The organism is Clavibacter zhangzhiyongii (assembly GCF_014775655.1).
In the GTDB taxonomy this organism is placed as follows: domain Bacteria; phylum Actinomycetota; class Actinomycetes; order Actinomycetales; family Microbacteriaceae; genus Clavibacter; species Clavibacter zhangzhiyongii.
This window is the reverse complement of the sequence record NZ_CP061274.1, coordinates 1,322,149-1,347,985: the sequence shown is the minus strand read 5'-3', so window position 1 is coordinate 1,347,985 and position 25,837 is coordinate 1,322,149. Positions and strand designations below refer to the sequence as shown.

The 25,837-nt window shown below is 74.8% G+C and carries 22 protein-coding genes; 2 read left to right on the top strand and 20 right to left on the bottom strand.

The features are described from left to right. Positions 1 to 11 precede the first annotated feature (11 nt). From smc to H9X71_RS06415, 10 genes are all read right to left on the bottom strand, one after another. Positions 12 to 3,734, bottom strand: a complete 3,723-nt coding sequence (gene smc, locus H9X71_RS06460) for a chromosome segregation protein SMC (RefSeq protein ID WP_191148847.1) — start codon at positions 3,732 to 3,734, stop codon at positions 12 to 14. An 84-nt stretch (positions 3,735 to 3,818) separates the two neighbouring features. Next, on the bottom strand, positions 3,819 to 4,754 hold the full coding sequence (gene mutM, locus H9X71_RS06455) for a bifunctional DNA-formamidopyrimidine glycosylase/DNA-(apurinic or apyrimidinic site) lyase (protein WP_191148846.1): 936 nt from the start codon (positions 4,752 to 4,754) through the stop codon (positions 3,819 to 3,821). 6 nt (positions 4,755 to 4,760) lie between these two features. Then, entirely contained in the window at positions 4,761 to 5,477 is a 717-nt protein-coding gene (gene rnc, locus H9X71_RS06450) for a ribonuclease III (protein ID WP_191148845.1), read from the bottom strand. Positions 5,478 to 5,502: 25 nt separating this feature from the next. Continuing rightward, positions 5,503 to 5,706 carry a 50S ribosomal protein L32 gene (rpmF, locus tag H9X71_RS06445; protein WP_012038043.1) on the bottom strand — a complete coding sequence of 68 codons (204 nt, stop codon included), beginning with the start codon at positions 5,704 to 5,706 and terminating at the stop codon, positions 5,503 to 5,505. 2 nt (positions 5,707 to 5,708) lie between these two features. Further along, positions 5,709 to 6,281, bottom strand: a complete 573-nt coding sequence (locus H9X71_RS06440) for a YceD family protein (protein ID WP_191148844.1) — start codon at positions 6,279 to 6,281, stop codon at positions 5,709 to 5,711. Positions 6,282 to 6,300: 19 nt separating this feature from the next. Continuing rightward, a complete protein-coding gene (gene coaD / locus H9X71_RS06435) occupies positions 6,301 to 6,792 on the bottom strand; it encodes a pantetheine-phosphate adenylyltransferase (protein WP_191148843.1) in 492 nt (163 codons plus the stop codon). A gap of 26 nt (positions 6,793 to 6,818) precedes the next feature. Further along, positions 6,819 to 9,002 (bottom strand): ATP-dependent DNA helicase RecG, encoded by a 2,184-nt coding sequence (locus H9X71_RS06430; protein WP_191148842.1) that lies wholly within the window; start codon positions 9,000 to 9,002, stop codon positions 6,819 to 6,821. Further along, on the bottom strand, positions 8,999 to 11,539 hold the full coding sequence (locus H9X71_RS06425; protein WP_191148841.1) for a transglutaminase TgpA family protein: 2,541 nt from the start codon (positions 11,537 to 11,539) through the stop codon (positions 8,999 to 9,001). Before H9X71_RS06425 ends, H9X71_RS06430 begins: the two co-directional genes overlap by 4 nt. Further along, complete coding sequence (locus H9X71_RS06420) at positions 11,536 to 12,864, bottom strand: DUF58 domain-containing protein (RefSeq protein ID WP_244961850.1); 1,329 nt, start codon at positions 12,862 to 12,864, stop codon at positions 11,536 to 11,538. The genes H9X71_RS06425 and H9X71_RS06420 overlap by 4 nt, the downstream gene beginning before the upstream one ends. A 4-nt stretch (positions 12,865 to 12,868) precedes the next feature. Further along, positions 12,869 to 13,843 carry an AAA family ATPase gene (locus tag H9X71_RS06415; RefSeq protein WP_191149109.1) on the bottom strand — a complete coding sequence of 325 codons (975 nt, stop codon included), beginning with the start codon at positions 13,841 to 13,843 and terminating at the stop codon, positions 12,869 to 12,871. Positions 13,844 to 14,097: 254 nt separating this feature from the next. Between H9X71_RS06415 and rsmD the strand changes: the two genes are divergently transcribed. Beyond that, entirely contained in the window at positions 14,098 to 14,724 is a 627-nt protein-coding gene (rsmD, locus tag H9X71_RS06410; RefSeq protein WP_191148840.1) for a 16S rRNA (guanine(966)-N(2))-methyltransferase RsmD, read from the top strand. Here the strand turns inward: rsmD and H9X71_RS06405 are convergent. Continuing rightward, on the bottom strand, positions 14,721 to 15,827 hold the full coding sequence (locus H9X71_RS06405) for a thiamine-phosphate kinase (protein WP_191148839.1): 1,107 nt from the start codon (positions 15,825 to 15,827) through the stop codon (positions 14,721 to 14,723). The two genes, rsmD and H9X71_RS06405, sit on opposite strands and share 4 nt — an antisense overlap. Before the next feature lie 24 nt (positions 15,828 to 15,851). Here H9X71_RS06405 and H9X71_RS06400 point away from each other — a divergent pair, with 24 nt between their 5' ends. After that, positions 15,852 to 16,361: a DUF3515 domain-containing protein gene (locus H9X71_RS06400; RefSeq protein WP_191148838.1), complete on the top strand. Its 510-nt coding sequence runs from the start codon at positions 15,852 to 15,854 to the stop codon at positions 16,359 to 16,361. Here H9X71_RS06400 and H9X71_RS06395 read toward each other — a convergent pair. The 9 genes from H9X71_RS06395 to H9X71_RS06355 all read right to left on the bottom strand — a co-directional run bounded on the left by H9X71_RS06395 (position 16,318) and on the right by H9X71_RS06355 (position 25,804). After that, positions 16,318 to 17,277, bottom strand: coding sequence for a glycosyltransferase family 2 protein (locus tag H9X71_RS06395; protein ID WP_191148837.1), 960 nt, complete (start codon positions 17,275 to 17,277; stop codon positions 16,318 to 16,320). The genes H9X71_RS06400 and H9X71_RS06395 overlap by 44 nt on opposite strands. Before the next feature lie 84 nt (positions 17,278 to 17,361). Further along, a complete protein-coding gene (locus H9X71_RS06390; protein ID WP_191148836.1) occupies positions 17,362 to 18,471 on the bottom strand; it encodes a D-alanine--D-alanine ligase family protein in 1,110 nt (369 codons plus the stop codon). 2 nt (positions 18,472 to 18,473) lie between these two features. Further along, positions 18,474 to 19,547 carry an NAD(P)H-dependent glycerol-3-phosphate dehydrogenase gene (locus H9X71_RS06385; protein WP_213003961.1) on the bottom strand — a complete coding sequence of 358 codons (1,074 nt, stop codon included), beginning with the start codon at positions 19,545 to 19,547 and terminating at the stop codon, positions 18,474 to 18,476. After that, entirely contained in the window at positions 19,540 to 20,277 is a 738-nt protein-coding gene (locus tag H9X71_RS06380; RefSeq protein WP_191148835.1) for a lysophospholipid acyltransferase family protein, read from the bottom strand. The genes H9X71_RS06385 and H9X71_RS06380 overlap by 8 nt, the downstream gene beginning before the upstream one ends. A gap of 121 nt (positions 20,278 to 20,398) precedes the next feature. Further along, the gene (gene murA, locus H9X71_RS06375; RefSeq protein ID WP_191148834.1) at positions 20,399 to 21,769 is read right to left on the bottom strand and encodes a UDP-N-acetylglucosamine 1-carboxyvinyltransferase; all 1,371 of its coding nucleotides are present in this window, start codon (positions 21,767 to 21,769) and stop codon (positions 20,399 to 20,401) included. Further along, positions 21,770 to 22,384 carry a 3-isopropylmalate dehydratase small subunit gene (gene leuD, locus H9X71_RS06370; RefSeq protein ID WP_191148833.1) on the bottom strand — a complete coding sequence of 205 codons (615 nt, stop codon included), beginning with the start codon at positions 22,382 to 22,384 and terminating at the stop codon, positions 21,770 to 21,772. It abuts the gene before it with no gap. Positions 22,385 to 22,387: 3 nt separating this feature from the next. Then, positions 22,388 to 23,857, bottom strand: coding sequence for a 3-isopropylmalate dehydratase large subunit (gene leuC, locus H9X71_RS06365; RefSeq protein WP_191148832.1), 1,470 nt, complete (start codon positions 23,855 to 23,857; stop codon positions 22,388 to 22,390). A gap of 79 nt (positions 23,858 to 23,936) precedes the next feature. Then, entirely contained in the window at positions 23,937 to 24,770 is an 834-nt protein-coding gene (locus H9X71_RS06360) for a PP2C family protein-serine/threonine phosphatase (protein WP_191148831.1), read from the bottom strand. Continuing rightward, the gene (locus tag H9X71_RS06355; RefSeq protein WP_191148830.1) at positions 24,767 to 25,804 is read right to left on the bottom strand and encodes a TerC family protein; all 1,038 of its coding nucleotides are present in this window, start codon (positions 25,802 to 25,804) and stop codon (positions 24,767 to 24,769) included. Before H9X71_RS06355 ends, H9X71_RS06360 begins: the two co-directional genes overlap by 4 nt. Positions 25,805 to 25,837: the final 33 nt, after the last annotated feature.

The window sequence follows — 25,837 nt, the reverse complement described above, 5'->3', positions numbered from 1 at the left end:
GTAGCCGCGCGTCAGGAGGCGGCCCGCTCCTCCGGATCGGCGGCCGGGGCGGCGTCGGCCGTGGCGTCGGCCGCGCCGGGGGCGGGGGACGCCGCGCGCGGCTCGCGGCTCACGCGCTGGCCGACCACCGCGCTCACGCCGTCCTGCCGCATCGAGACGCCGTAGAGCGCGTCGGCGATCTCCATGGTGCGCTTCTGGTGGGTGATCACGATGAGCTGCGAGGTGTCGCGGAGCTGCTCGAGGATCGTGAGCAGGCGCCCGAGGTTGGCGTCGTCGAGGGCCGCCTCCACCTCGTCCATGATGTAGAACGGGCTCGGCCGGGCGGTGAAGATCGCGATGAGCAGGGCGACGGCCGCGAGCGAGCGCTCGCCGCCCGAGAGCAGCGAGAGGCGCTCGATCCGCTTGCCGGCGGGCCGCACGCTCACCTCGATGCCCGTGGTGAGCAGCTGCTCGGGATCCGTGAGGTGGATGCTTCCCGTGCCGCCCGGGAAGAGGATCGGGAAGACGCGGTCGAAGGCCGCCCGGGTGTCCTCGAACGCGGCGGCGAACACGCCCTGCATGGTGCGGTCGATGTCGTCGATGATCGTGAGGAGGTCGGCGCGCGTCGCGGTGAGGTCGGCGAGCTGCTCGGTGAGGAAGAGGTGCCGCTGCTCGAGCGCGGCGAACTCCTCGAGCGCGAGCGGGTTGACCCTGCCGAGCTGCGCGAGCTTCCGCTCGGCGGACTGCAGGCGGGCGCGCTGCTCCTCGCGGTCGAAGGGGCGGGTGGGGGCGGCGTCCGCGGGGTCGTCGTCCTCGTCGTCGTCGTCGGTCGTCGCGGTGTCCTCGGCGCCGACGGTCGAACCGCCAGGAACGTCATCGGTGTCGTCGGCATCGGGATCCTGCGCCGGCCGCGCGCGCTGCCGCGGCGGGAGCGGCGCCTCCTCCGGCACGGGCACGTCGGGGCCGTACTCGGCGACGAGCACCTCCTCCCCCAGGCCCAGCTCGCTCGCGGCGCGCTCGAGCAGCTGCGAGACCTGCAGGCGCTTCTCGTAGATCTGGAGCTCGAGGCCGTGGACGTCCTCCGTGATCCCGTGCAGGCGCTGGCGCAGGTCGGCCTCCTCGCGGCGGAGGGCGGCGAGCTCGGCGTTGCGGCCGGCGCGGGACTCCTCCGCGCGCGCGAGCACCAGGCGGGCCTCGGCGGTGCTGCGGTCGGCGGCGCGGACCACGGCCGGCAGCGCGTCGGCGACGGACGCGGCGCGCGCGATCTGCCGGCGGCGGATCACCTGGCGGCGCGCGGCCTCCTCCGCGGCGGCGCGCTGCGCGGCGAGGCGGCGCTCGAGCGCGACCGTGCGCTCCTGCTCCGCCCGCACCCGCTCCCGCGCGGTCTCGACCTGCAGGCGCGCCTCGATCTCGGCCTCGCGCGCGGCCTCCCACTCGGCGACGAGGGCGTTGCGGCCGCTCGCGTCGAGGACGGGCCGCGGGCGGGAGCGCGCCTCGTCGAGCGCGCGGCGCGCGTCATCGGAGGCGGCGACGGCCTCCTCGACGGAGGCGCTCGCGAGGTCGAGGCCGCGCTGCACGCGGGCGAGCTCGGCCGCGGCGGACTCGGCCTGCGCGCGCGAGCGGCTGAGACGCTCGGCGTGGGCGGCGAGCCGCGCATCGGCCTCGCGCAGGCCGCCGAGGGCGGCGGACGCGCGCTCCCGGGCGGCGCGGAGGCGCTCGCGGCCCGCGGCGAGGTCCACCCGGAGGTCGTCGATGCGGGCACGCACGCCCGTGAGCGTCGCGGCGGCGGCCTCGCGCGCGGCGACGAGCTCGAGCTTGGAGCGGGTGGCGCCGGATCCGCCGCGCAGCACGTGCGCCTGGACGACCTCGCCCGCGCGCGTGATGGCGGTGGCCGGCGCGTCCGGCCCGTCGAGGAGCGCGACCGCCTGCGCGAGGTCGTCGACGATGACGACGCCGGCGAGGATCCGCCGCACGCCGTCGGGCGCGTCGACCACGGAGGCGGCCGGGACCGCGTCGTCGGTGGCGGCGGCGGGCGGAGCGTCCGCCGTCCCGCCGGATCCCGCCACGACGACCTCGACGCGGCCGAGGTCGTCGTCGACCGCGCGGCGGAGCGCCGCCACGGCGTCCTCGTGGGTGTCGGCGAGCACCGCGTCGGCGAGCGTGCCCAGGGCCGCGGCGACGGCCGCCTCGAAGCCCGCCCGCACGTGCACGTGCTCGGCGAGGAGGCCCCGGATGCCGGGGAGGCCGGCGGCGACGAGGTCGCTGGATCCGTCGCGCTGGTCGAGCGCGCTCGCGAGGGCCTGCTCGCGCGCGGCCAGCGCGTCGCGCTCCCGCTCCTTCGCGTGCAGCTCCTCGCGCACGGCCTCGATCGCGGACTCCTCCGATGCGACGTCGGCCTGGGCGTCCTCGTAGGCGCGCGTCAGCTCGGATCCGCCCTGCTCGTCGGCCTCGCCCTCCGCCTCGCCGCGCTCCCGCTCCGCCTCCGCGGCGGTCAGCCGGGCGCGCGCCGCGTCGAGCGCGTTCTGCTGCCGGAGGACCTCGCCGCGCACGGCCGCGAGCCGGGAGCCCGCCGTCTCCGCGCGACCGGTGAGCCCCGCGATCTCCAGGTCGTGCCGCGAGACGAGCGCGCTCTGCGCCTGGATCTCCTCGTCGAGCGCGTCGAGCGCCTGCCGGGCCGCGGCGGTCGCCTGGCGGGCGGATGCCCAACCGGCCTCGGCCTCGCCGATCAGCCCGACCAGGCGCTCGGCCTCGTCGCGGGACTCCTGCACCTGCGCCGGCGTCGTGCCGCCGGCGACCTCGGGGGCGTCGTCCGCGGATCCGAGGAGCGCGAGCCGCTGCTGCGCGAGCGAGAGCAGGTTGCGCAGGCGCTCCTGCACCTGCTCGAGGGCGAACGCCGTGCGGCGCGCGCCGTCGACCTCGTCGCCTTCCTGCTCCTCGACGATCCGCTCCGACCGGAGCACGGCGCGGTCGAGCTTCTCCTGCAGCACCATCCGCTCGGTCGTGCGCTCCTCCTCGGTGCGCGTGTGCTCCGCGAGCGCGCGCCGGAGGGTCACGACCTCGTCGGCCACGAGCCGCGCGCGGGCGTCGCGCACGACCGCGGCCACCGTCTGCGCCTGCCGCGCGACCTCCGCCTGCCGCCCGAGCGGCTTCAGCTGGCGGCGGATCTCCCCCGCCAGGTCGTTCAGCCGCGTGAGGTTCGCCTGCATGCCCTCGAGCTTGCGGAGGGTGCGCTCCTTGCGGCGGCGGTGCTTGAGGATCCCCGCGGCCTCCTCGATGAAGCCGCGCCGCTCCTCGGGGGTCGCGCGCAGCACGTTGTCGAGCCGGCCCTGGCCGACGATGACGTGCATCTCCCGCCCGAGCCCGGAGTCGCTGAGGAGCTCCTGCACGTCGAGCAGCCGGCAGGACGTGCCGTTGATCGCGTACTCGCTGCCGCCGTTGCGGAACAGCGTGCGGCGGATCGCCACCTCGGTGTAGTCGATGGGCAGCGCGCCGTCGGCGTTGTCGATCGTGAGCGTGACCTCCGCGCGGCCGAGCGGCCCGCGGGTGGAGGTGCCGGCGAAGATGACGTCCTCCATCTTCCCGCCGCGGAGGGTCTTGGCGCCCTGCTCGCCCATGACCCAGGCGAGGGCGTCGACGACGTTGGACTTGCCGGATCCGTTCGGCCCGACGACGCAGGTGACGCCCGTCTCGAACTGGAACGTGGTGGGCTGCGCGAACGACTTGAACCCCTTGAGGGTCAGGCTCTTCAGGTGCACGCCCGCCGCCCTCCTCGCCTCATGGTCTGGATCACGGTACCGGACGGCGCGCGCCCGCCCGGGAGCCGCGCGCGACGGTGCCGGTCAGGCGGCGGCCGCGTCCGGATCCGGCAGCACCTGGCAGTGCGGGCAGTAGTGGCTCGACCGGTTCATGAAGGCCTCGCGCACGATCGCGTTCCCGCAGCGCGGGCACGGCTTCCCCTGCCGGCCGTAGGCGTTCAGCGAGTGCGAGAAGTAGCCGGAGGCGCCGTTGACGTTCACGTACTGCGCGTCGAAGCTCGTGCCGCCCTCGGCCAGCGCGCGGGCGAGCACGTGCCGCACCTCGGCGAGGAGCCGCAGCGCGCGTCCCCGGCCGAGCCCATCCGTGGGGTGCGCGTAGTGGATGCGCGCGGCCCACAGCGCCTCGTCCGCGTAGATGTTGCCGATGCCGCTCACGAGGGTCTGGTCGAGCAGGGCGCGCTTGACGCCCGTGCGACGCCTCGCGAGGCGGTCGAGGAGCAGCTCGTCGTCGAAGGCCGGGTCGAGCGGGTCGCGCGCGATGTGGGCCACCTGCGTCGGCACGAGGGCCGCGTCGGATCCGCGACCCGCCGCGTGCCCGTCGGGCGTGGCGACGAGGCGGTCGACGGCCATCGACCCGAAGATCCGCTGGTCGACGAAGGCGACCACGAGCTCGCCGTGCGCGGGGTGCTCGATGCCCATGCGGATCCGCAGCAGCCCGTCCGGGTCGGAGCCGGGCTCGCGGAGGAGCACCTGCCCGCTCATGCCGAGGTGCGTGACGAGGGCGCGCGGCCCGGTGGCGTCGCGGCCCGCGTCCGGCGCGAGCGGCAGCCACAGGAACTTGCCGCGGCGGACGGCGGAGGTGATCACGCGGCCGACCAGCAGGTCCACGAACGCACCCTCGAGCGGGTCGTGCCGCTTGAGCGAGCGCTGGTCGAGGATCTCGACGCCGGTGATCCGGGCGCCGGTCACGGCCGGCTCCAGCCCGGCACGGACGACCTCGACCTCGGGGAGCTCGGGCACCGCGGGTCAGGCCGTGGTGCGCGCCTCGAGGCGGGTCCACGCCTCGAGCGCGGCCGTCATCTCGGCCTGCTTCTTGCTGGATCCCTCGCCCGTGGTGCGCACGGCGTCGCCCACCGTGACGACTGCGTGGAAGCGCTTGCTGTGGTCGGGGCCGCTGTCGCTCACGACGTAGACGGGCGCGGGCAGACCCTGGCGCGCGGCGCTCTCCTGGAGCGCGGTCTTCGGGTCCATGGCGGCGCCGAAGCGCGCGGGGTCCTCGAGGAGCGGCGCGATGAGGCGGAGCACGAGGCCGGTGGCGGCCTCTCCCCCGGCGTCCAGGTAGCAGGCGCCGATGATGGCCTCGACCGTGTCCGCGAGGATGGACGACTTGGCGCGGCCGCCCGTGAGCTCCTCGCCGCGGCCGAGCAGCAGGTGCTCGCCCAGGCCGATGCGCGTGGCGACCTCCGCGAGGGCGACGCTCGAGACGAGGCTGGCGCGCCGCTTGGCGAGCTCGCCCTCGTCGAGGTCGGGGTTCTCGAGGTAGAGCATGACCGTGACGGCCTGTCCGAGGATGGAGTCGCCGAGGAACTCGAGGCGCTCGTTGTGCGGGAGGCCGCCGTGCTCGTACGCGTACGAGCGGTGGGTGAGCGCGAGCTCGAGGAGCTCGGGGCTCACGTCCACGGCGAGGAGGCGCCGGAGCGCGTCGCGGTCGCCGTGGACGCGGGATCCCGGGGTGTCGGTCATGTCCGACGTACCGTGCGGGTCGCGACTAGACGTCGGCGACCTTGCGGCCCTTGTACTCCATGTACAGGGGCGTGCCGGCGGCGTCCTCGACCACGCGCGCGCGGTGGGGCATGGAGTAGACGACCTTGCCGTTCTCGATGGTCTTGACGAGCGTGGGAGCCTCGGCCTTCCACTGCGAGCGACGCGCACGCGTGTTGGATCGGGACATCTTCCTCTTGGGTACAGCCATGGCTAACTCTCATCTCTCTGCGTTTCGGTGTCGGCGTCTTCACGCGCCGCACCGCTGTCTTCGGAAGCTCGGAAGCCGGACAGGGCCGCCCAGCGCTGATCGATCACGGGCTCCGGATCGGAGTCCGCCAGGACCAGGCTGATGCCGGGACCCAGATCGAGATCGAGGTCCTCGCCCGGCAGTTCGGGCTGGAACGGAAGTGAAAGGACCACCGCATCCCGGATGACCGGCTCCAGGTCCACGTGCTCGTCCTGGACCTGGTAGTCGAAAGCTTCATCAAGAGAGTACGCGAACATCTCCGCGAAATCGACCTGGACACGCTGCTGCATGTCGGCGAGGGTGCGCGCGGACTGCCCGTCGGCCACCGTGTCGACGTCGCCGGTGACCAGGATCCCATCGTGCAGGGACTCCAGCCGGACGCTCACGAGCATCTCGCGGCCCTCGGGGACGCTGATGAGGCCCTCGCCCATGCGCTCCGGGAGGGTGATGGTCAGGTCGAGCTCGCGCATCTCGCCGGGGCGGTGCACGATGTCGTGGACGTTGACCGTGAATGGGGTCTTCTGGAACCGGGACACCCGTACACGGTACAGGTCGTCAGCGGGCCCGCCGGACGGCCAGCGCCTCAGCCACGGCGGGAGGCACGTAGGGCGCGACGTCGCCGCCGAGCGCCTCGACCTGGCGGACCAGCGAGCTGGAGACGTGCGCGTGCGCCGGATCCGGCAGCAGCATCACGGTCTCGACGTCGGCGAGGTCGCGGTTCACGAGCGCCATGGGCGTCTCGTACGCGACGTCGAGCTGGGATCGCACGCCCTTGACGAGCACGGACGCGCCCGCCTGCCGGCAGTAGTCGACGAGCAGGCCCGCGCCCCAGGAGTCGACGCGCACCGACGCGGGGAGCCCGGCGTCGCGGATGACGCGCTCGATGAGGGCGACGCGCTCCTCGAGCGGGAGCATGGGGGTCTTGCCGGGGTTGTGCACGACCAGGACGACGAGCTCGTCGTACAGCCGGGCGGCCCGGCGGATCACGTCGAGGTGGCCGAGCGTGACGGGGTCGAACGATCCGGGGACGACGGCGATCCGCTGCATCCGGCCAGCCTACGGCGGGCGCCGCCTCAGTTCTTGTCGAGGAAGGCGCGCTCCTCGTCGTCGAGCCGGCGGGCGAGCGCGCGGGCGAGCGCGGGGTGCCCCTCGAGCTCGGGCGACGCCTCGAGCACGTCGTGGGCGTGCTCCCGCGCGGACTCGATGAGGTCGCCGTCCTGCGCCACCCGCAGCAGCCGGAGCGAGGAGCGCCCCCCGGACTGGTTCGTGCCGAGCACGTTCCCCTCGCGGCGGAGCTCGAGGTCGACCCGGGCCAGCTCGAACCCGTCGAGGGTCGCGGCGACCGCGTCGACGCGCTCGCGGGCGACCGTCTCGGGCTCGGCGTGCGTGACCATGAGGCAGAGGCCGGGCACGCCGCCGCGACCGACGCGACCGCGGAGCTGGTGCAGCTGGGAGACGCCGAAGCGGTCGGCGTCGAGGATCACCATGGTCGAGGCGTTCGGCACGTCGACGCCGACCTCGATGACGGTGGTGGCGACGATGAGGTCGATGTCGCCCGCGGAGAACGCGCGCATCACGCGGTCCTTCTCCTCGCCCGTCATGCGGCCGTGCAGCACGGCGCGGCGGACGGATCCGAGGCGCGGGTGGGCGGCGAGCAGCGCGTCGACCTCGGTGACGGTCGCGAGCGCCGGGCGGGACGGCGCGTCGTCGGCGCCCTCGGCGGCGTCCTCGTCCTCCGCGTCCGGATCCTGCGGGTCGATGGCCGGGCACACCACGAACGCCTGCCGCCCCTTCTGGATCTCCTCGGCCGTCCGCTCCCAGACCCGCTCGATCCAGCCCGGGTGCTCGTGCAGCGGGACGACGAAGGACTCGATGGGCTGGCGCCCGCTCGGGAGCTCGGCGATGGTCGACACGTCGAGGTCGCCGAACACCGTCATCGCGACCGTGCGTGGGATGGGCGTGGCCGTGAGCACGAGGACGTGCGGCGGGGTGCCGCCCTTCCGCCGCAGCGCCTCGCGCTGGTCGACCCCGAACCGGTGCTGCTCGTCGACGACGACGAGGCCGAGGTCGAGGAACTCGACGCGGTCGCCGAGGAGCGCGTGCGTGCCGACGACGATGCGCGCCTGGCCGCTCACGATGCGCAGCAGCGCGCGCTTCCGCTCGGCGGTCGACAGCTGGCCGGTGAGGAGCGTGGGCATGAGCTCCGCCGCGAGGTCCGGCCCGAGGGACGCGGTGAGCGACCGGAGGTGCTGGCTCGCGAGCACCTCGGTGGGTGCGAGGAGCGCCGACTGGCCGCCGGTGTCGGCGACCGCGAGCATCGCCCGGAGCGCGACGAGCGTCTTGCCCGAGCCGACCTCGCCCTGCACGAGCCGGTTCATGGGCCAGGTGCGCGCCATGTCGGTCGCGATCTCCTCGCCGACGAGCCGCTGGTCGCCCGTCAGCTCGAAGGGCAGCTGCGCGTCGAGGCGGTCGAGGTGGCCGCCGGGGGTCGGGATCCGCGGGGTGGCCGGCAGGGCGCGCGCCGCCTGCCGCCGCTGCAGCAGCGCGGTCTGCAGCACGAACGCCTCCTGGAAGCGGAGGGCGTCGCGGCCGCGCCGCCAGTCCACGTCCTTCTCGGGCCGGTGCACGCCCTCGAGCGCCTCGCGGTACGGGAGGAGGCCGCGCTCGGCGCGGACGTCGGCGGGGACGGGATCCTCGAGGTCGTCGACCGCGTCGAGCGCGAGGGCCACGGACTTCGCGACCTGCCAGCTCGCCATCGACGCGGTCGCGGGGTAGATGGGGATGGGCATCTCGGCCCAGCGGCGCGCGGCGGCGTCGGGCTCGCCGCCCGAGAGCTCGGGGCCCTCGTGCGCGTCGAAGAGCTCGTAGTCGGGGTGGGCGAGCTGGAGGGCGCCGCGGTAGTCGCTGACCTTGCCCGCGAAGATGCCGCGGACGCCCGGCACGAGGTCCTTGGCGCGCCACGCCTGGTTGAAGAAGGTGAGGGTGAGGAAGCCGCGGCCGTCGGTGATCCGCACCTCGAGGATGCTGCCCCGCCGCGCCCGCATGGGGCGCTCCCGGACCTCGCGCACCTCGGCGACGATGGTGGCCTGCTGGTCCACCGGGAGCTCGGCGAGGGCGGTGAGCTCGCCGCGGCGCGCGTACCGGCGCGGCAGGTGCTCGAGGAGGTCGGCGACGGTGCGCAGGCCGAAGGCCTTCTGCAGCACGCCGGCGGTGCGGCCGCCCACGACGCCCGCGAGCGCGGCGTCGGATCCCGTCATCCTCCGAGTGTACGAGGCGCGTCCGACGCGGCCTGCCCGGCGCCCGGTCCGCGCGGCTCGCCCGACGCGTCGTCGTCCCGGGGGCGGCGGCGGACGAGCGAGCGCGGCGCGACGGTCGCGAGGATCCGGTCGGCCCGGCCCGCGCGCGCCCGGAGCGCGTCGCCCAGCGCCACGAGGGCGACCGCCTGCGCGGCCCCGGCCGCCTCGTCGACCGGCGCATCGCCGCGGGAGAACCGCTCCCGCTCCCGCGCGCCGACCAGCAGCGCCACCGGGTCGGCGAGCGCGTCGTCGTCGCCGGTGAGGCGCCGGCCGAGCTCGCGCGGGGACTCGGTGTCGGGGACGGGGATGCCCAGGTCGACCGCCTGGTCCTCCGCCTCGCGCCAGGCGGTCCCCACCGGGGCGTCGCCCGCCTCGAGGGCGCGCAGCCGGCCCGTGCGCCGGATGCGGCGGACGAGCGCGGGGATCGCGAGGAGGGCGAGCACGAGGAGGACGAGGGCGGCGGTGCCGAGCGCGGCCCACGGGATCCGCGCGCCGGACGCGCCGCTCGCCCCGGGCGCCGCCGAGGTCGTGGGCGCGGGCGTCGACGACGGGGTCGGCGCGGCGGATGGCGTGGGCGCGGCGGACGGGGTCGGCGCGGCCGTCGGCGCGGCGGACGGCTGCGCGTAGGGCGCGGCCTGGCCGCGGCCCGGGGTGGGCTCGAACGCGATCCAGCCGATGCCCGCGAAGTGCAGCTCGGGCCAGGAGTGCAGGTCGTGGGATCCGACCCGGTACTCGACGAGGTCGCCGTCGCGCCCCACCTGGTCGCCCGGCAGGTACCCCACGGCGACGCGGGACGGGATGCCCGCCTCGCGCGCCATGATCGCCATCGCCGACGCGAAGTGCACGCAATAGCCCGAGCGCACCCGGAGGAACTCCCCCACGACGTCGACGCCGCTGCCGTCGTAGCCCTGCTGCACGGGTGCGTCCTCGGAGTAGCGGAAGGCGCCGTCCGTGAAGTACCGCTGGAGCGCGAGGGCCCGCTCGTACGGGGAGTCGATGCCCGCGAGCACCTCGGCGGTGGTGGTGCCGACGATCGCGGGCGTGCCGGCGGGCACCTGCAGGAACGGCTCGAGGTCGTCGTCGCGCGCGGGCGCCACGGCCTCGAGCTGCTCGCGGGTGGGGCGCGGCAGCTCGGAGCGCACGGTGTAGCTCTGGTCGCGGCTGTCGGAGTCGGAGGAGCGGATCGCGAGGCCCTGCTCCGACCAGCGCCACGCGCCCTCGAGCCCGTCGACGCTGCGGGGCGCGTAGGGCACGGGGAGCCAGGCGCTGGAGGAGCCCTCGACCTGCACGCGGGTGTCGACCTCGTCGACGGGCACGTCGGACCCGGCAGCGAGGTCGGGCCCGATGGCGTCGACCGTGTTCCCGTCCGGCGGGAGCAGCGGCGAGGGCGCCCACTCGTCCCCCTCGAAGCGGGAGAGGGTCGTGACCTTGAAGTAGAGGGGCTCGAGCGAGGCCGTGCTGTAGCGGAGCGCCTCGACGTCGACGGGGCGGCGCAGGTCGTCGCCGAGGTCGAGGATCGGGTTGACGACGCGTGATCCGCCCGATCCGGAGCCGGACGCCTCCGGGAAGGTGGCCTCCGTGAGCCCCGGGACGATCGCCGGCACGACCAGGCTGAGCACGACCGCGCCGCCCGCGAGGGCACCCGCGGACGCGAGCGCTGTGCGGGCGGATCCGGCGGGGCGCGCGGGCGCGGATCGCCCGGGCACCCGCGGCGCGCCGCCGAGCAGGCCCGATGCGCTCCAGCCGCCGTCGCGGTCGGTCTCCCGGGCGTCGGCCGCGAGCACGGCGAACCACGCGAGCGCCGTGACGGCGAAGGACGCGACCGAGAACTCGCCCACGAGCACGGCGCCCGGCACGGAGACGAGGATCAGCAGCGGCAGCCCGGTGACGGCGGGCATGCGGAGGGCGTGCGCGAGCACGTCGAGCACGACCGCGAGGGCGCCGACGGACGCGACGACGACGAAGACGATGGACGCGAGCGGCGGCACGGGCGCCGACCGGCGGTAGATCTCCTCCCCCGCCTGCTGCCCCACCGCGAGCAGGGTGCGCACGGTCTCGGGCGTGGGGATCAGGCCGAGCAGCGCGGTGCGCCCCGCGAAGACGAGCGTCACGAGGAGCACGAGCACGACGAGCCCGCCGGCGGAGGCCAGGATGCGCGGCACGCCGGCCGCGCGGAGGAGCGCCGCGGAGCCGAGCACGGCCGCGACGACCACGACGCAGAGGACGAACCAGGCGCCGGGCTCGATGAGGAGGTGGAGGCTCGCGGCGCCCGCCAGGAGCGCGACCCCGAGGGCGGCGGTGACGGGCCAGCGGGCGGCGGCGCGTCCGGCGCCGAGGGCGCGACGGGGGCGTCCGCGCCCGTCGCCTCCGGTGCCGGTGCCGGTGCCGGTGCCGGTGCCGGGGCTCGCGGGGCGTCCCGCGCGCTCGCCCGGGAGCGGGCGCGGCTCGACGGTCCAGTGCTCGCGGCCGCCGAGTCCCACGGCGTCGAGGTCGGTCATCGCGCCATCTCCTCGGTGCGGGCCGCGCGCCAGGCGTCGGCGGGGCGGGTGCCCTCGTCGAGGACGACGGTGCGCCAGCCGGCCTCGCGGAGGATCCGGACGGCCTCGCGGTCGTCGTGCCCGTCCACCCGCCCGGCGTGGGCGAGGAACGCGACGGCGGGACGGCAGGCGGCGCCGAAGCCCGCGAGCCGGTGCGCCTCGGGCTCGTCGAGGTGGCCGAGGACGGCGTGGATCGGGACGGCGCGGCGGCTGCGGCGGAGGTCGGCGAGGGCCTCCTGCACGCCGTCGCGCTCGGGGTCGACGGCGGCGGGGCGCACCTCGGCGAGGTGCCGCAGCAGCTCGTCCTCCGCGCCGGCGTCGCCCGCGCGGGCCGATGAGGAGGCGCCCGGGGCGGATCCGCCGGTGGTCTCCACGAGCTGCACCGCGTATCCGCCGCGCTGCAGGTGCACGCCGACCGAGGCCGCGAAGGCCACCGCGCGCTCGAAGGCGCGGTCGCCGTCGCCGTCGTCGTCCGCGTGCAGCGGGAAGCCGGCGCTGCGCGTGTCGAGGAGCACGATCGACCGCGGGCTCGACCGCTGCTCCTCCTGCCGCACCATCAGCTCGCCGTGCCGGGCGGTCGCGCGCCAGTGCACGCGGCGCAGCGGATCGCCGGCCCGGTACTCGCGCGTGCCGAGGTCGTCCTCGCCGCCGTCGGCGCGGCGCTGCACGCGCTCGGACTCGCCCTCCGACGACACCTGGCCGCCGGGCTCCGCCTCGAGGTCGGCGATCCGCGGGGTGACGACGAGGCGCGAGGTGGCGCCCGCGACGTGGCGCAGCCCCATCAGGCGGAAGGGGTCGTGCTCCTCGACGGCCAGGGGCCCCACCTCGTGGATGCCGCGCCGCTCGGGCGTGAGGTCGTAGCGGAGCACGGGCCGGGCGCCCGGACGGCGGCTTCCGCGCGCCGTGCCCCGGAGCGGCGGCAGCTCGGCGGGCGGCGTCACGCCGTCGGCGCCCGGCACCAGGTCGAGCACCCAGGAGCGCGGGGTCGGCATGCCGCCCGCGTTCGCGACCGACACGGTGACCGTGGTGGGCGTGCCGGACTCGACGACGGCCGACGTGAACGTCCGCTCGACGTGCAGGCGCACCCGCGCGATGACGAGCCACGCGGCCGCCAGCAGCGGCAGCGCGAGGAGCGCGACGCCGATGAGGACGAACTCGCGCCGTCCCGCGATGAACGCGCCCGCGAAGGCGGCGACGCCGGCGGCGAGCAGGGCGATGCCGCGGAGGGTCGGATGCGGGACGGCCTCGATGCCGATCCGGCGCATCAGGCGCGCGAGGGGCGGCACGGGTTCAGCGCGTCCGCCCCGCAGCGCTCAGCGGCACGGCGGTGGAGGCGACGATGCGCTCGAGGATCTCGACGACCGCCGCCTGCCCGCGGCCGCGCTGGCCGAGGGCGCGGCCGGTGGCCACGAGCCGGTGCGCGAGCACGGGGGCCGCGAGGGCGTCGACGTCGTCGGGGAGCACGAAGTCGCGCCCCTCGAGCGCCGCGCGCGTCTTCGCGGCGCGGATGAGCTGGAGGGTGGCGCGCGGGCTCGCGCCGAGCCGGATGTCCTCGTGGCCGCGCGTGGCCTGCACGATCGCCACGGTGTAGCGCGCGACGGGGTCGGACACGTACACGCCGCGGGCCGCGTGCATCATCGCGTCGAGCTCGTCGGCGTCGACCACGGGCCGCAGCTCGTCGAGCGGGCTGACGGTGTCGCGGGAGCGCAGCATCGCGAGCTCGGCGGAGGCGTCGGGGTAGCCCATGGAGATCCGCGCCATGAAGCGGTCGCGCTGGGCCTCGGGGAGCGCGTAGGTGCCCTCCATCTCGACCGGGTTCTGCGTGGCGACCACCGTGAACGGCTGCTGGAGCCCGTGGGTGACGCCGTCGACCGTGACCTGCCCCTCCTCCATGCACTCCAGGAGCGCCGACTGCGTCTTCGGGCTCGCGCGGTTGATCTCGTCGCCGATGACGATGTTCGCGAACACGGCGCCCGGCTGGAACTCGAAGCGGTGGTCGGCCTGGCTGTAGACGGAGACGCCCGTGACGTCGGAGGGCAGGAGGTCGGGCGTGAACTGGATCCGGTTGACCGTGCAGTCGACGCTGCGGGCGAGCGCCTTCGCGAGCATGGTCTTCCCGACGCCCGGCACGTCCTCGATGAGGAGGTGCCCGCCGGAGAGGAAGACGGTGAGCGCCATGCGCGTGGCGTCCTGCTTGCCGGACATGACCGCGTCGATGTTGCCGAGGATGAGGTCGGCGAGCCGGCGCACCTCCTCGAGCGGCATCCCGGGGGCGTGCGACGCCGGGCGCGCGGCGGCGCGGATCCGGGCGGGGTGCGGGCCCGATCCGGCGTGCAGGGGAACGGACTCGGACTCGGGGCTCGTCACGCAGATCCTCCAGCGTCGTGGGCGTGTCTGGAGCATACGTCAGGGATCCGAGGGCGTCCGGCACGCGGTCGGCGGCGGACAGGGCGGGTAGCGTGGTCGCCCGTGCACCCCGCCCCGTACGCCGCCGGCCCGCGACCCGCGAGGAGCCGGTCGTGACCCGCATCGTCGCGGGCTTCGCCGGCTCCCTCGTCCTCCGTGTGCCGAAGACGGGAACCCGCCCCACGAGCGACCGCGTGCGCGAGGCGCTCTTCTCCGGGCTCGAGGCCCGGGACGCGCTCGACGGGGCGCGCGTGCTCGACCTGTACGCGGGATCCGGCGCCCTCGGCCTCGAGGCCGCCAGCCGCGGCGCGGGCGAGGTCGTGCTCGTGGAGCGCGCGGCGCCGGCCGCCGCCGTCTGCCGCTCGAACGCGCAGATCGTGGAGCGGGCGGCCCCGCGGGGACGCGCACCGCGGATCCGCGTGGCCGCCCAGAGCGTGCACGCCTTCCTCGCGGGCGACCGCGGCTCCTACGACGTCGCCTTCCTCGACCCGCCCTACGAGGTGGGCGACGCGGAGCTCGCGGACGAGCTGGCCCTGCTCGCGCCGCGCCTCGTCGACGGCGCCGTCGTGATGGTCGAGCGCAGCGCGCGATCCGCGGAGCCCTCCTGGCCCGCGGGGCTCGCTCCCGACCGGCGGAAGGCGTACGGCGACACCGTCGTGTGGTGGGCGGTCGCCGAGGAGGCCTCGGCCGACGAGGCCCCGGCCGACGCGGACGACGACGCCGAGCGCTCCGACGCCTAGCGCGCGCCGTCCCAGTCGGCGTACGGGTCCCAGCCGCCGAGCGGCGTGCGCGGCCCGGCGTACGGCGCGCCGTCCACGGTGACGGCCGGACCGCCTGGGCCCGCTCCCCCGACGACGCCGATCGTGCGGAACGGCGCCGGCAGGTCCGTCCCGGCGGGGAACGCGGCGACGAGCGCGTGGTCCTCGCCCCCGGTGAGCACGAGGTCGAGGGCGGCCGGCGGCAGCGACGGGTGCGCACCGGCCACCCGGCGCGCGTCGTCGGCCAGGGCGGCGGAGCGCAGGTCGATCGCCGCGCCGCTCGCCCGCGCCATGCGGCCGAGGTCGAGCAGCAGGCCGTCGGACACGTCGAGCATCGCCGTGGCGCCCGCGCGGGCCGCGGCCACGCCGGCGGTGAGCGGTGCGACGGGCGACAGCTGCGCCTCGACCGCGGCGGGGTGGGCGGCGCGCAGGACGCGCGCGCGGGCGGCGTCGGGCATGGGCTCCCCGCCCGCCGCGGCGCTCCGCGCGTGGTCGAAGAGGAGCCGCACGCCCGCCGCGGCCATCCCGAGGGTGCCGGCCACCGCGATCACGTCGCCGGGCCGGGCGCCGGAGCGGAGGACCGGATCGCGGCCCTCGAGGTCCCCCGTCGCCGTGACGGTGATCGCCAGCGCGTCGGAGACGGACAGGTCGCCGCCCACGACGCCGCACCCGGGCGCCTGCAGGGCGCAGCCCTCGCGCAGCCCGTCCGCGAGGGCCTCCAGGTCGGCGACGCGCGTGCCCGCGGGTGCCGCGATGGCCACGAGGAGGGCGGTGGGCCGCGCGCCCATCGCCGCCACGTCGGCGAGGTTGGAGGTCGCCGCGCGGCGCCCCAGGTCGTGCGGGGTCGACCAGGCGAGGCGGAAGTCGGGCCCCTCGATCATCATGTCGGTGGTGATGACGAACCGGCCGTCGGGCGCCCGCACGACCGCGCAGTCGTCGCCGGGTCCCACGTCGGCGCCGTCGGCGGACGGCAGGTGCGGCAGGATCCGCGCGAGCGTCGCGAGCTCCCCCGCGCTGCCGAGCGTGGCGTCGTCGGCGCCCCCGTCGGTCGGATCCGCGGCCGAGGGCATCCCAGGAGTCGTCACGTCTGCCACGGTAGCCTGACCGCGATGACTCCCCGCCGCCCCGCCCGCGCCCTGCGCACCGCCGCCGCCGCAGCCGCCGCGTGCGGCATCGCCCTCGTCCTCGCCGGCTGCGCGCCCACGGTCTCGCTCGAGGCCGCCCCGGCCGCGACGGATCCGCTGTGCGCCGACGTGGTCGTCCACCTCCCCGCCCAGCTCGGCACCGCGCCGCTGCGCGAGACCGACGCCCAGGGGACGGGCGCGTGGGGCGACCCGCAGAGCACCGTCATCCTCCGCTGCGGCGTGGCGACCCCCGGGCCCACGACCGACGCGTGCATCAGCTACGACGACGTCGACTGGGTGGAGGACGACTCGCGCGCGCCCGACATCCGCTACACGACCTATGGCCGCACGCCCGCCGTCGAGGTCGTCATCGACTCGACCCAGGCGAGCTACACCGCGCTCACCGACCTCAGCGGCGTGGTGTCCGTGATCCCGCAGACCGCGGAGTGCGTCAGCGCGCAGGACCTGGGCGACGCGCCGCCTCCCGGGAGCTGAGCGCCCGCGCGGCGTCCGCGTCCCGACCGGCCGGCGTCGCCCGCGATGCGCGGCGCGCGTCGATCGCCCGCTGCGCCGTCCGCGACCAGCGCCGCCACGGCGTCTCGCGCGGCCAGTGCAGCGTCAGCGACGTGATGCCGCGGCTCATCCGCAGCGGCAGCGTCGAGGGCCGGGTCAGCGGCCGCATGCTGATGCCCATGCCGAGGCGCGGGTCGATCACGATGCGCCGCTCGGGCCCGAGGTGCACCGAGAGGTCGATGTCGTCGTGCAGGTGGGTGCCCTCGCGGTGCACCTCCGACCGCACGTCCTGCCACGCCGTGCGGCGGAGGGCGAAGTTCGACCCGAACAGCGGCGGGTGCCCGAGCGCGAGCGTGACCGAGGCGAAGTAGGCGCCGAGGTACGCCACCGCGGCGACCCCGCGGAGCGCGCGGGGTCCGTCGAGGAAGCGCGCGGCGCCCGTCACGGCGGCGACGTCGGGGCGGGCCGCGAGCACGTCGCCGAGCCGCTCGATCCAGTCGGCGGGCGGCACGCAGTCGGCGTCGAGGCGGGCGATGACCTCGGAGCGCGCGGCGTCGTACCCGGCGGACGCGGCCGCGGGGATCCCGACGACGGGCTCGTGGATCACGCGCGCGCCCGCCGCCCGCGCGACGTCGGCGCTGGCGTCGGACGACGCGTTGTCGACCACGAGCACCTCGTCGGGCGCCACGGTCTGCCGTGCCAGGGCGCGCAGGCAGGCGTCGAGGTGCCCGGCGTCGTCGCGGACGGGGATCACGACGGACACCGTGGGGCGGTCGCGCGGGGTCAGCCGGGCGCCCGTCGCGACGCCGCCACGCGCACGTCCTCCCGGGAGGAGGAGCCCGCCGGGTCGGGCGTCGGGGTGGACGCGCGGTCGGGCGACGGAGCGTCCTACGAGCATGCGTCCGAGCCTAGGCGCATCACCGCACGACGACCGGCGGCGGGGCTGCCGACCGGATCGCCGCCGCGCGGCACGCGTCCGCCGTCAGGCGCGGGCCGCATCCGCCTCCCATGCGAGCGCCACGTCGAGCAGCCGGGAGATGAGGTCGGGGTACGCGATGCCGGAGGCCTCCCAGCACGCGGGGAACATCGAGATGGGCGTGAAGCCCGGCATGGTGTTGATCTCGTTGAGCACGAAGCCGTCCGCCGTGAGGAAGAAGTCCACGCGCGCGAGCCCGCGCCCGTCGACGGCCCGGAACGCCCGGATCGACAGCTCCTGCATCTCGGCGAGCTCCGCGTCGGTCACGTCGGCGGGGCACACGAGGTCGATGCCCTCCGCCCCGCGGTACTTCGCGTCGAAGTCGTAGAACGCGCGGCCCGAGACGACGATCTCGCCGGCGACGGAGGCGCGCGGGTCCTCGCCCGGACCGCCGTCGAGGATGGCGCACTCGACCTCGCGGCCGACCAGCCCGGCCTCGACGAGCACGCGGTCGTCCTCGCGGAACGCGACCTCGAGCGCGGCGTCGAGCTCGGCGGCCTCGGCCACGCGGCTGACGCCCACGCTGGATCCCGCCCGCGCGGGCTTCACGAACGCCGGCAGGGCGAGCTCGGCGGCCCGCGACCGGACCCCCGCGGGATCGGCGGCCCACTCGCGGCGCGTGACCGTGATCCACGGCGCGACCGCGAGCCCGGCCGCCTGGAGCACGGTCTTCGCGTAGTGCTTGTCCATGCCGAGCGCCGAGGCGAGCACGCCCGAGCCGACGTAGGGCAGACCGGCGAGCTCGAGCATCCCCTGCACCGTGCCGTCCTCGCCCTGCGTGCCGTGCAGGATCGGGAAGACGAGGTCGACGCGGCCGAGCGAGCGCTCGGTGCCGTCGGCGTCGCGCACGCGCAGCTCGCGGCTGGAGGCGTCGTCCGGCCAGCGCACGCGCGTGCCGTCGTCGACGACCTCGGGCATGGCGTCGGCGTCGAGGGCGAACGCGGAGGCGTCGTCCGCCTGCAGCGTGAAGGCGCCCGTGCGGGTGATGCCCACGGGGATCACCTCGAACCGCTCGCGGTCGATCGCGCCGAGCACGCCGCTCGCCGTGGCGCAGCTGATGGAGTGCTCGCTGGAGGTCCCGCCGAACAGCAGGACCACCCGGACGGGTGCGCTCATGGTCATTCCCCCTGCGGAGTGTCGTCGTCGGTCGTGAGGTGCGGGGCGATGTCCCGCGGTGACAGCGTGCCCGCGAGCACCTGCGACACCTGCTCCACGATGGGCATCAGCACGCCGCGCTGGCGGGCGAGCTCGAGCACGGGCGCCACCGAGGAGAGCCCCTCGGCGGTCTGCTGCATGCTCGTGACCACGTCGGTGAAGCTGTAGCCCTGGCCGAGCAGGCGCCCGGCCGTGTTGTTGCGGGACAGCGACGACTCGCACGTGGCGATGAGGTCGCCGAGGCCCGCCAGGCCCGCGAGCGTCTCGGCGCGAGCGCCGTACGCGACGGAGAACGCCGTCATCTCGGCGAGGCCGCGGGTGATGATCGACGCCTTCGTGTTCTCGCCGTACCCGACGCCGTCGACGATCCCGACCGCGACGGCGATGAGGTTCTTGAGCACGCCGCCGAACTCGGTGCCGATGACGTCGGTGTTCACGAACGAGCGGAAGTACGGGCTGCGGGCGATCTTCGCCACGCGCTCGGCGGTGGCCTGGTCGGACGACGAGACGACGACGGCGGTCGGCTGCTCGCGGGCGATCTCGAGCGCGAGGTTCGGCCCCGACGCGACGGCGATGCGCTCCGGGGCGATGCCGAGTACCTCCTGGATCACCTCGCTCATCCGCAGGCCCGTGCCCTTCTCCACGCCCTTCATGAGGCTCACCACCACGGCGTCGGACGGGATGAGGTCGCGGGCGGCCTCGAGGTTCGCCCGGAGCGTCTGGCTGGGCACGCCGACGAACACGTCGGTGGCGCCCGCGAGCACGCGCTCGAGCGACGGGTCGGCGGTCAGCCGCCGGGGCAGGTTCACGCCCGGCAGGTAGTCGCTGTTGCGCTTGGCCTCGATGATCTCCCGGGCGAGCTCGGGTCGCCTGGCCCACATGACGACGTCGTTGCCGCCGTCGGCCATGACCTTGGCGAAGGTGGTGCCCCAGCTGCCCGCGCCGAGGACGACGATGCGGCGCCGCTCCCCGGTGTCGGCGTCGCCGGTAATCGCGGGGCGGGGGTCGGATGCGGGGCTCGCGGTCGCGTCACTCAAATCGGCCGGTCTCCTTCTGGTTCTTCGAGCGGGGATCCCAGCGCTCGGTCGGGGCGGTCTCGCCGCGCAGCTCCTCCACGAGCTCCGTGATGGCGGCCATGACGACGGCGGTCGCCTCGGTGAGGGTCGCGGAGTCGAGGCTCCGGTCGCGGAAGCGGGAGAGGTCGACGGGCTCCCCGACGGCCACGTGGATGGTGGTCCGCGGGAACAGGCGCACGCGCTTCGAGTAGCGGCCCATCAGCTTCTGGGTGCCCCAGTGCGCGGCGGGGATCACGGGGATGCCGGCCTGCAGGGCGAGCCGCACGGCGCCGGTCTTCCCGCGCATGGGCCAGAGGTCGGGGTCGCGCGTGAGCGTGCCCTCGGGGTAGACGACGACGATGCGGCCGTCGCGCGCGAGGTCGGACGCCGCGGTGAGCGCCTCCCCGCCGCGGACGCCGCCGTCGCGCTGCACGGGGATCTGCCCGGAGCGGCGGAGGAACCAGCCCACCACGGGCACGTCGAAGAGCGAGGCCTTCGCGAGGAAGCGGGGCAGCCGCCCCAGCTTCCAGGCCACCGCGCCCATGACGACGGGGTCGATCTCGCTGTGGTGGTTGGGGGCGAGCACGTAGGAGCCGGTGCGGGGCAGGCGCTCCGGGTAGCGGATCTCGAACCGGACGGCCGTGTTCAGCACCGGCAGCACGAGCGCGGCCAGCACCCAGAAGATCGACGGTCGGGCCTTCTCGTTCGCCATGGATCCTCCGGTCGGGTCGCGGTCGTCGTCGGTCGCCCGCCGGATCCGCCCGGCGGAGGACCGGGCGCGTCCTCGTGGACGCGCCCGATCGGCTCAGGCGGCGCGGGCGCCGCCGGCGAGGCTATCCCTCGTAGGAGAAGTCCGCGCCGAGCTGGCGCAGCTTCCCGATGAAGTCCTCGTAGCCGCGGGAGATGATCCCGACGTTGCTGACGGTGGACCGGCCCTCGGCCGTGAGCGCGGCGATGAGGTGGCTGAACCCGCCGCGGAGGTCGGGCACGGTGATGTCCGCGCCGTGCAGGTGCGTCGGCCCGGTGATGACCGCGGCCTGCTCGAAGTCGCGACGCGCCACGCGGCGCTCGTGGCCCTCGAGGCCCTCCTTGTGCACGACGATGTCGGCGCCCATCTCGTTGAGCGCGTCCGTGAAGCCGAAGCGGTTCTCGTACACGGTCTCGTGGATGATCGAGACGCCGGGCGCCTGCGTCAGCGCCACCACGAGCGGCTGCTGCCAGTCCGTCATGAAGCCGGGGTGCACGTCGGTCTCGATGACCACGGGCTTGAGGTCGCCGCCCGGGTGGTAGAACCGGATGCCGTCCTCCTCGATGTCGAACGCGCCGCCGACCTTCCGGAACACGTTGAGGAAGGTCATCATCTCGGCCTGGCGCACGCCGCCGACGAAGATGTCGCCGCCGGTCGCGAGCGCGGCGGAGGCCCAGCTCGCGGCCTCGTTGCGGTCGAAGAGCGCGCGGTGCGTGTAGCCCTCGAGGCGGTCGACGCCCTCGATGAGGATCACGCGGTTGGGCTCGACGGAGATGATCGCGCCCATCTTCTGCAGGATCGCGATGAGGTCCATGATCTCGGGCTCGATGGCCGCGTTCTTGAGCTCCGTGATGCCCTTCGCGCGGACGCCCGTGAGCAGCACCTGCTCGGTCGCGCCGACGCTCGGGTAGGGCAGCTCGACGTTCGCGCCCTTCAGGCCGTTCGGCGCAGTCAGGCGGATGCCGCTCGGGAGCTTCTCGACGACGGCGCCGAACGCGCGCAGCGCATCGAGGTGGAAGTCGATGGGGCGGTCGCCGATGCGGCAGCCGCCGAGGTCGGGGATGAACGCCTCGCCCAGCCGGTGCAGCAGCGGGCCGCAGAAGAGGATCGGGATGCGCGAGCTGCCCGCGTGGGCGTCGATGTCCGCCATGTGGGCGCTCTCGACGTCCTTCGGGTCGAGGATGAGGTCGCCCTCCTGCTCGCCCTTGCGGAGCGTGACGCCGTGCACCTCGAGGAGACCGGAGACGACGCGCACGTCGCTGATGTCGGGCACCGAGCGCAGGAGGCTGGGCGTCTCGCCGAGGAGGGACGCGACCATGGCCTTGGTGGCCAGGTTCTTGGCCCCGCGGACCTCGATGCGGCCGCGCAGCGGGATGCCGCCGTTGATGACGATGGAGTCGGACAGGAGACCCACCCGCTCTCCCGCCTTCTTGGCGTCGCTGACTAGTGAGTTCATTCAGTTCTCCAGAGCTGCCGGCCGGGCCGGCAAGGTGCGCGGGCGCCATGAGGCCCGATCGTGTTCGAAGGTGGTGATGGCTTCCTCATCCCGGAGGGTGAGGGCGATGTCGTCGAGCCCCTCGAGGAGCCGCCACCGAGTGTATTCGTCGATCTCGAAGGGGACCGTCAGGCCGGGTGCCGTGGCGACCCGCTCGACGAGGTCGACGGTGAGGTCGAGTCCGGGCTCCGCGTCCATCGCGGCCCACAGCCTCTCGACGTCGTCCTCGCTCACGAGTCCCGTGAGGAGGCCCTGCTTCCCCGAGTTGCCGCGGAAGATGTCGCCGAACCTCGGGCTGAGCACGGCCCGGAAGCCGTAGTCGCGCAACGCCCACACGGCGTGCTCGCGGGACGAGCCCGTGCCGAAGTCCGGGCCGGCCACGAGCACGGTCGCGCCCTCGTAGACCGGCTGGTTGATGAAGAAGTCGGGGTCCTGGCGCCACTGGAAGAACAGCGCGTCCTCGAACCCGGTCTTGGTGACGCGCTTGAGGAACTGCGCGGGGATGATCTGGTCGGTGTCGACGTTCGACTGCCGGAGGGGCACGGCGGTGCCGGTCACGCGGCTGATGGGCTCCACGGCTCAGACCCCCTGTCCGACGGCGGCGGCCTGGCGGATCGACGCGGCGTCGACCACGCCCTGCTCCTGCAGGTCCCACGGGCTCGAGAGCGTCCCGCGGATGGCCGTGGCCGCGGCGACGAGCGGCGACACGAGGTGCGTGCGCCCGCCCTTGCCCTGCCGGCCTTCGAAGTTGCGGTTGCTGGTGGAGGCGCAGCGCTCCCCCGGCGCGAGCTGGTCGGGGTTCATGCCGAGGCACATGGAGCAGCCGGCGAAGCGCCACTCGGCGCCGAAGTCGGTGAAGACCTTGTCGATGCCCTCCGCCTCCGCCTCGAGCCGCACGCGGGCGCTGCCCGGGACGACCATGACGCGGACGCCCTCGGCCTTGGTGCGGCCGCGCACGATCTCGGCGGCGGCGCGCAGGTCCTCCACGCGGCTGTTCGTGCAGGAGCCGATGAACACGGTGTCGACCGCGATCTCCTTCATGGGCGTGCCCGGGGCGAGGTCCATGTAGGCGAGGGCGCGCTCGGCGGCGGCGCGCTCATTCGGGTCGGCGACGGCGGCGGGATCCGGCACGGGCTCGCTCAGCGAGACGCCCTGGCCGGGGTTGGTGCCCCACGTGACGAAGGGCTCCAGGGTGTCGGCGTCGAGGAAGACCTCGGCGTCGAAGACCGCGTCGTCGTCGGTGGCGAGGGTCTCCCAGTACGCGACGGCCTCGTCCCAGTCGGCGCCGGTCGGCGCGTGCGGGCGGCCCTTGAGGTAGTCGTACGTGGTCTGGTCGGGGGCGACCATGCCGGCGCGGGCGCCCGCCTCGATCGACATGTTGCAGATGGTCATGCGGCCCTCCATGGAGAGCGAGCGGATGGCGCTGCCGCGGTACTCGAGCACGTAGCCCTGCCCGCCGCCCGTGCCGATCTGCGCGATGACCGCGAGGATGATGTCCTTCGCCGTGACGCCCGGACGCAGCGTGCCCTCGACCGTGACCGCCATGGTCTTGAACGGCTGGAGCGGCAGGGTCTGCGTGGCCATCACGTGCTCGACCTCGCTCGTGCCGATGCCGAAGGCCATGGCGCCGAACGCGCCGTGCGTGGAGGTGTGCGAGTCGCCGCAGACGACCGTGATGCCCGGCATCGTGAGGCCGAGCTGCGGACCCACGACGTGGACGATGCCCTGCTCGATGTCGCCGAGCGAGTGCAGCCGGATCCCGAACTCCTCGGCGTTCTTGCGCAGCGTGTGGATCTGCGTCCGGCTCGTCAGGTCGGCGATGGGCCGGTCGATGCCGATGGTCGGCGTGTTGTGGTCCTCGGTGGCGATGGTGAGGTCGGGGCGCCGCACGGGACGGCCGGCGAGCCGGAGGCCGTCGAACGCCTGCGGGCTGGTCACCTCGTGGACGAGGTGGAGGTCGATGTAGAGGAGGTCGGGGGTCCCGTCCTCCCCCTCGGCGACCAGGTGGTCGGCCCACACCTTCTCGGCCAGGGTCTTCGCAGTCCGCACGCGGCTCTCCTCATGGCAGGGGCGCGAGGGTGCCCTCGCGCATCATGGGAGTCTAACGCCGGGTGCCCGCGGCTATTCCTCAGGCGATGGGCGCGCCCGCGGACCCGTCGTCCATCGGCTCGTCATGAGCCGCGTCCGCCGCCGTCGCCTCGATGACCACGACGGTCACGTTGTCGCGTCCGCCGGAGGCCAGCGCCTGCGCGACCAGCGCGTCCGCGGCGCGGTCCACGCCCCCGCCGTCGACGTGCGCCAGCTGCAGGACGGCGGAGATGGCGGAGTCGTCGAGCTCCTTGGTGAGCCCGTCCGAGCACAGCAGGAACACCTGGTGGTCGGCGATCGGGAGCAGCCACTCGTCCGCCTCGACCTCGTCGTGGGAGCCGACCGCGCGGGTGATGAGGTTCCGCACGGGGCTCCGCTCGGCCTCCGCGCGCGTCATGCGGCCCTGGTCGACGAGCTCCTGAACGGCCGAGTGGTCGACGGTCACCTGCTGGAGGCGTCCGTCGGTCCAGGCGTAGACGCGCGAGTCGCCCACGTTGAAGACCATCCAGAGCGGTGCGCCGTCGTCGGCGCGCACGAGCGCGACGCCCGCGAGCGTCGTCCCGGCGACCGTGCCGGGCGGGTCGTCGCCGGAGATGAGGTCGCCGATGGCGTCGTTGGACGCGTCCACGGCCTCGACGATCAGGTCGCGCGTGACGGGCGCGTCGCCCGACAGCCCGCCGAACGTCTCCACGAGCGTCGCGCTCGCGCGGTCGCCGAAGGCATGGCCGCCCATGCCGTCCGCGACGAGCCAGACGGGCGGATCCGCGAGGAGCCCGTCCTCGTTGACGGCGCGCACGCTGCCCACGTCGGTGCGGGCGGCCCAGGAGACGTCGATGCGGCGTCCGCCGAGCGAGATCGTGCGCGCCTCGGTCACCGTCCGGCCCGGTCGTCGTCACTCTCGACCGGGGCGGGCGCGGCGTCGGGGCCCGTGATCGGGACGCCGTCGACCTTCATCTTGATGAGGCTCGCGACGGTCGCGACGATCATCGACGCGAGGATCACCACGAGGCTCACGACCGTCGGGATCTCGGGCGCCCACTCGATGCCCTCGCCGCCGTTGACGAACGGCAGCGTGTTCTCGTGCATCGCGTGCAGCACGAGCTTCACGCCGATGAAGAAGAGGATGAACGCGATCCCGTACTTGAGGTACACGAGCCGGTCGAGCAGGCCGCCGAGCAGGAAGTAGAGCTGGCGGAGGCCCATGAGGGCGAAGATGTTCGCGGTGAAGACGATGAACGGCGACTCGGTGATGCCGAAGATGGCCGGGATCGAGTCGAGGGCGAAGATCAGGTCCGTGGTGCCGATCGAGACGAACACGATGACCATGGGCGTCAGCACCTTGCGGCCGTCGATCACCGTGCGCACCTTCGAGCCGTCGAAGTCCGGCGCGATCTTCAGCCGGCGGCGCAGGAACCGGATGAAGAGCGAGTCCTCGCTCTCCTCGTCCTCGTCCCCCAGGGCCTGCTTGATGGCCGTGTAGAGCAGGAACGCGCCGAAGATGTAGAAGATCCAGCTGTAGCTCTCGATGAGCTCGGCGCCCAGCAGGATGAACACGCCGCGGAGCACGAGCGCGATGATGATGCCCACCATGAGCACCTCCTGCTGGTACTTCCGGGGCACGCTGAACCGGCTCATGATGATCACGAAGACGAACAGGTTGTCGATGCTGAGGCTGTACTCGGTGAGCCAGCCGGCCACGAACTGGCCCGCGTGCTCGGGCCCCGCGACGACGAGCATGATGACCGCGAACACCAGCGCGAGCCCCACGTAGAACGCGACCCAGAGGGCGGACTCCTTCGTGGAGGGGACGTGCGGACGGCGGTAGACGATCAGCAGGTCGGCGACGAGGACGAGGACGAGCACCGTCAGGGAGACGATCTCGAACGGGAGAGGGAGGACCAGGGGCACGCGGAGGCTTTCTGCAGCACGGGAGCGGCACGG

Excerpts from the sequence above, each read along its gene's own strand:
- H9X71_RS06395 (WP_191148837.1), bottom strand. The coding sequence starts at position 17,277 with ATGCTCGTAGGACGCTCCGTCGCCCGACCGCGCGTCCACCCCGACGCC.
- H9X71_RS06380 (WP_191148835.1), bottom strand. The coding sequence starts at position 20,277 with ATGGCGAACGAGAAGGCCCGACCGTCGATCTTCTGGGTGCTGGCCGCG.
- H9X71_RS06430 (WP_191148842.1), bottom strand. The coding sequence starts at position 9,002 with ATGACGGGATCCGACGCCGCGCTCGCGGGCGTCGTGGGCGGCCGCACC.
- H9X71_RS06390 (WP_191148836.1), bottom strand. The coding sequence starts at position 18,471 with ATGAGCGCACCCGTCCGGGTGGTCCTGCTGTTCGGCGGGACCTCCAGC.
- rnc (WP_191148845.1), bottom strand. The coding sequence starts at position 5,477 with ATGACCGACACCCCGGGATCCCGCGTCCACGGCGACCGCGACGCGCTC.
- H9X71_RS06400 (WP_191148838.1), top strand. The coding sequence starts at position 15,852 with ATGACTCCCCGCCGCCCCGCCCGCGCCCTGCGCACCGCCGCCGCCGCA.
- coaD (WP_191148843.1), bottom strand. The coding sequence starts at position 6,792 with ATGCAGCGGATCGCCGTCGTCCCCGGATCGTTCGACCCCGTCACGCTC.
- murA (WP_191148834.1), bottom strand. The coding sequence starts at position 21,769 with ATGAACTCACTAGTCAGCGACGCCAAGAAGGCGGGAGAGCGGGTGGGT.
- rpmF (WP_012038043.1), bottom strand. The coding sequence starts at position 5,706 with ATGGCTGTACCCAAGAGGAAGATGTCCCGATCCAACACGCGTGCGCGT.
- H9X71_RS06425 (WP_191148841.1), bottom strand. The coding sequence starts at position 11,539 with ATGACCGACCTCGACGCCGTGGGACTCGGCGGCCGCGAGCACTGGACC.
- H9X71_RS06415 (WP_191149109.1), bottom strand. The coding sequence starts at position 13,843 with ATGCCGCTCGAGGAGGTGCGCCGGCTCGCCGACCTCATCCTCGGCAAC.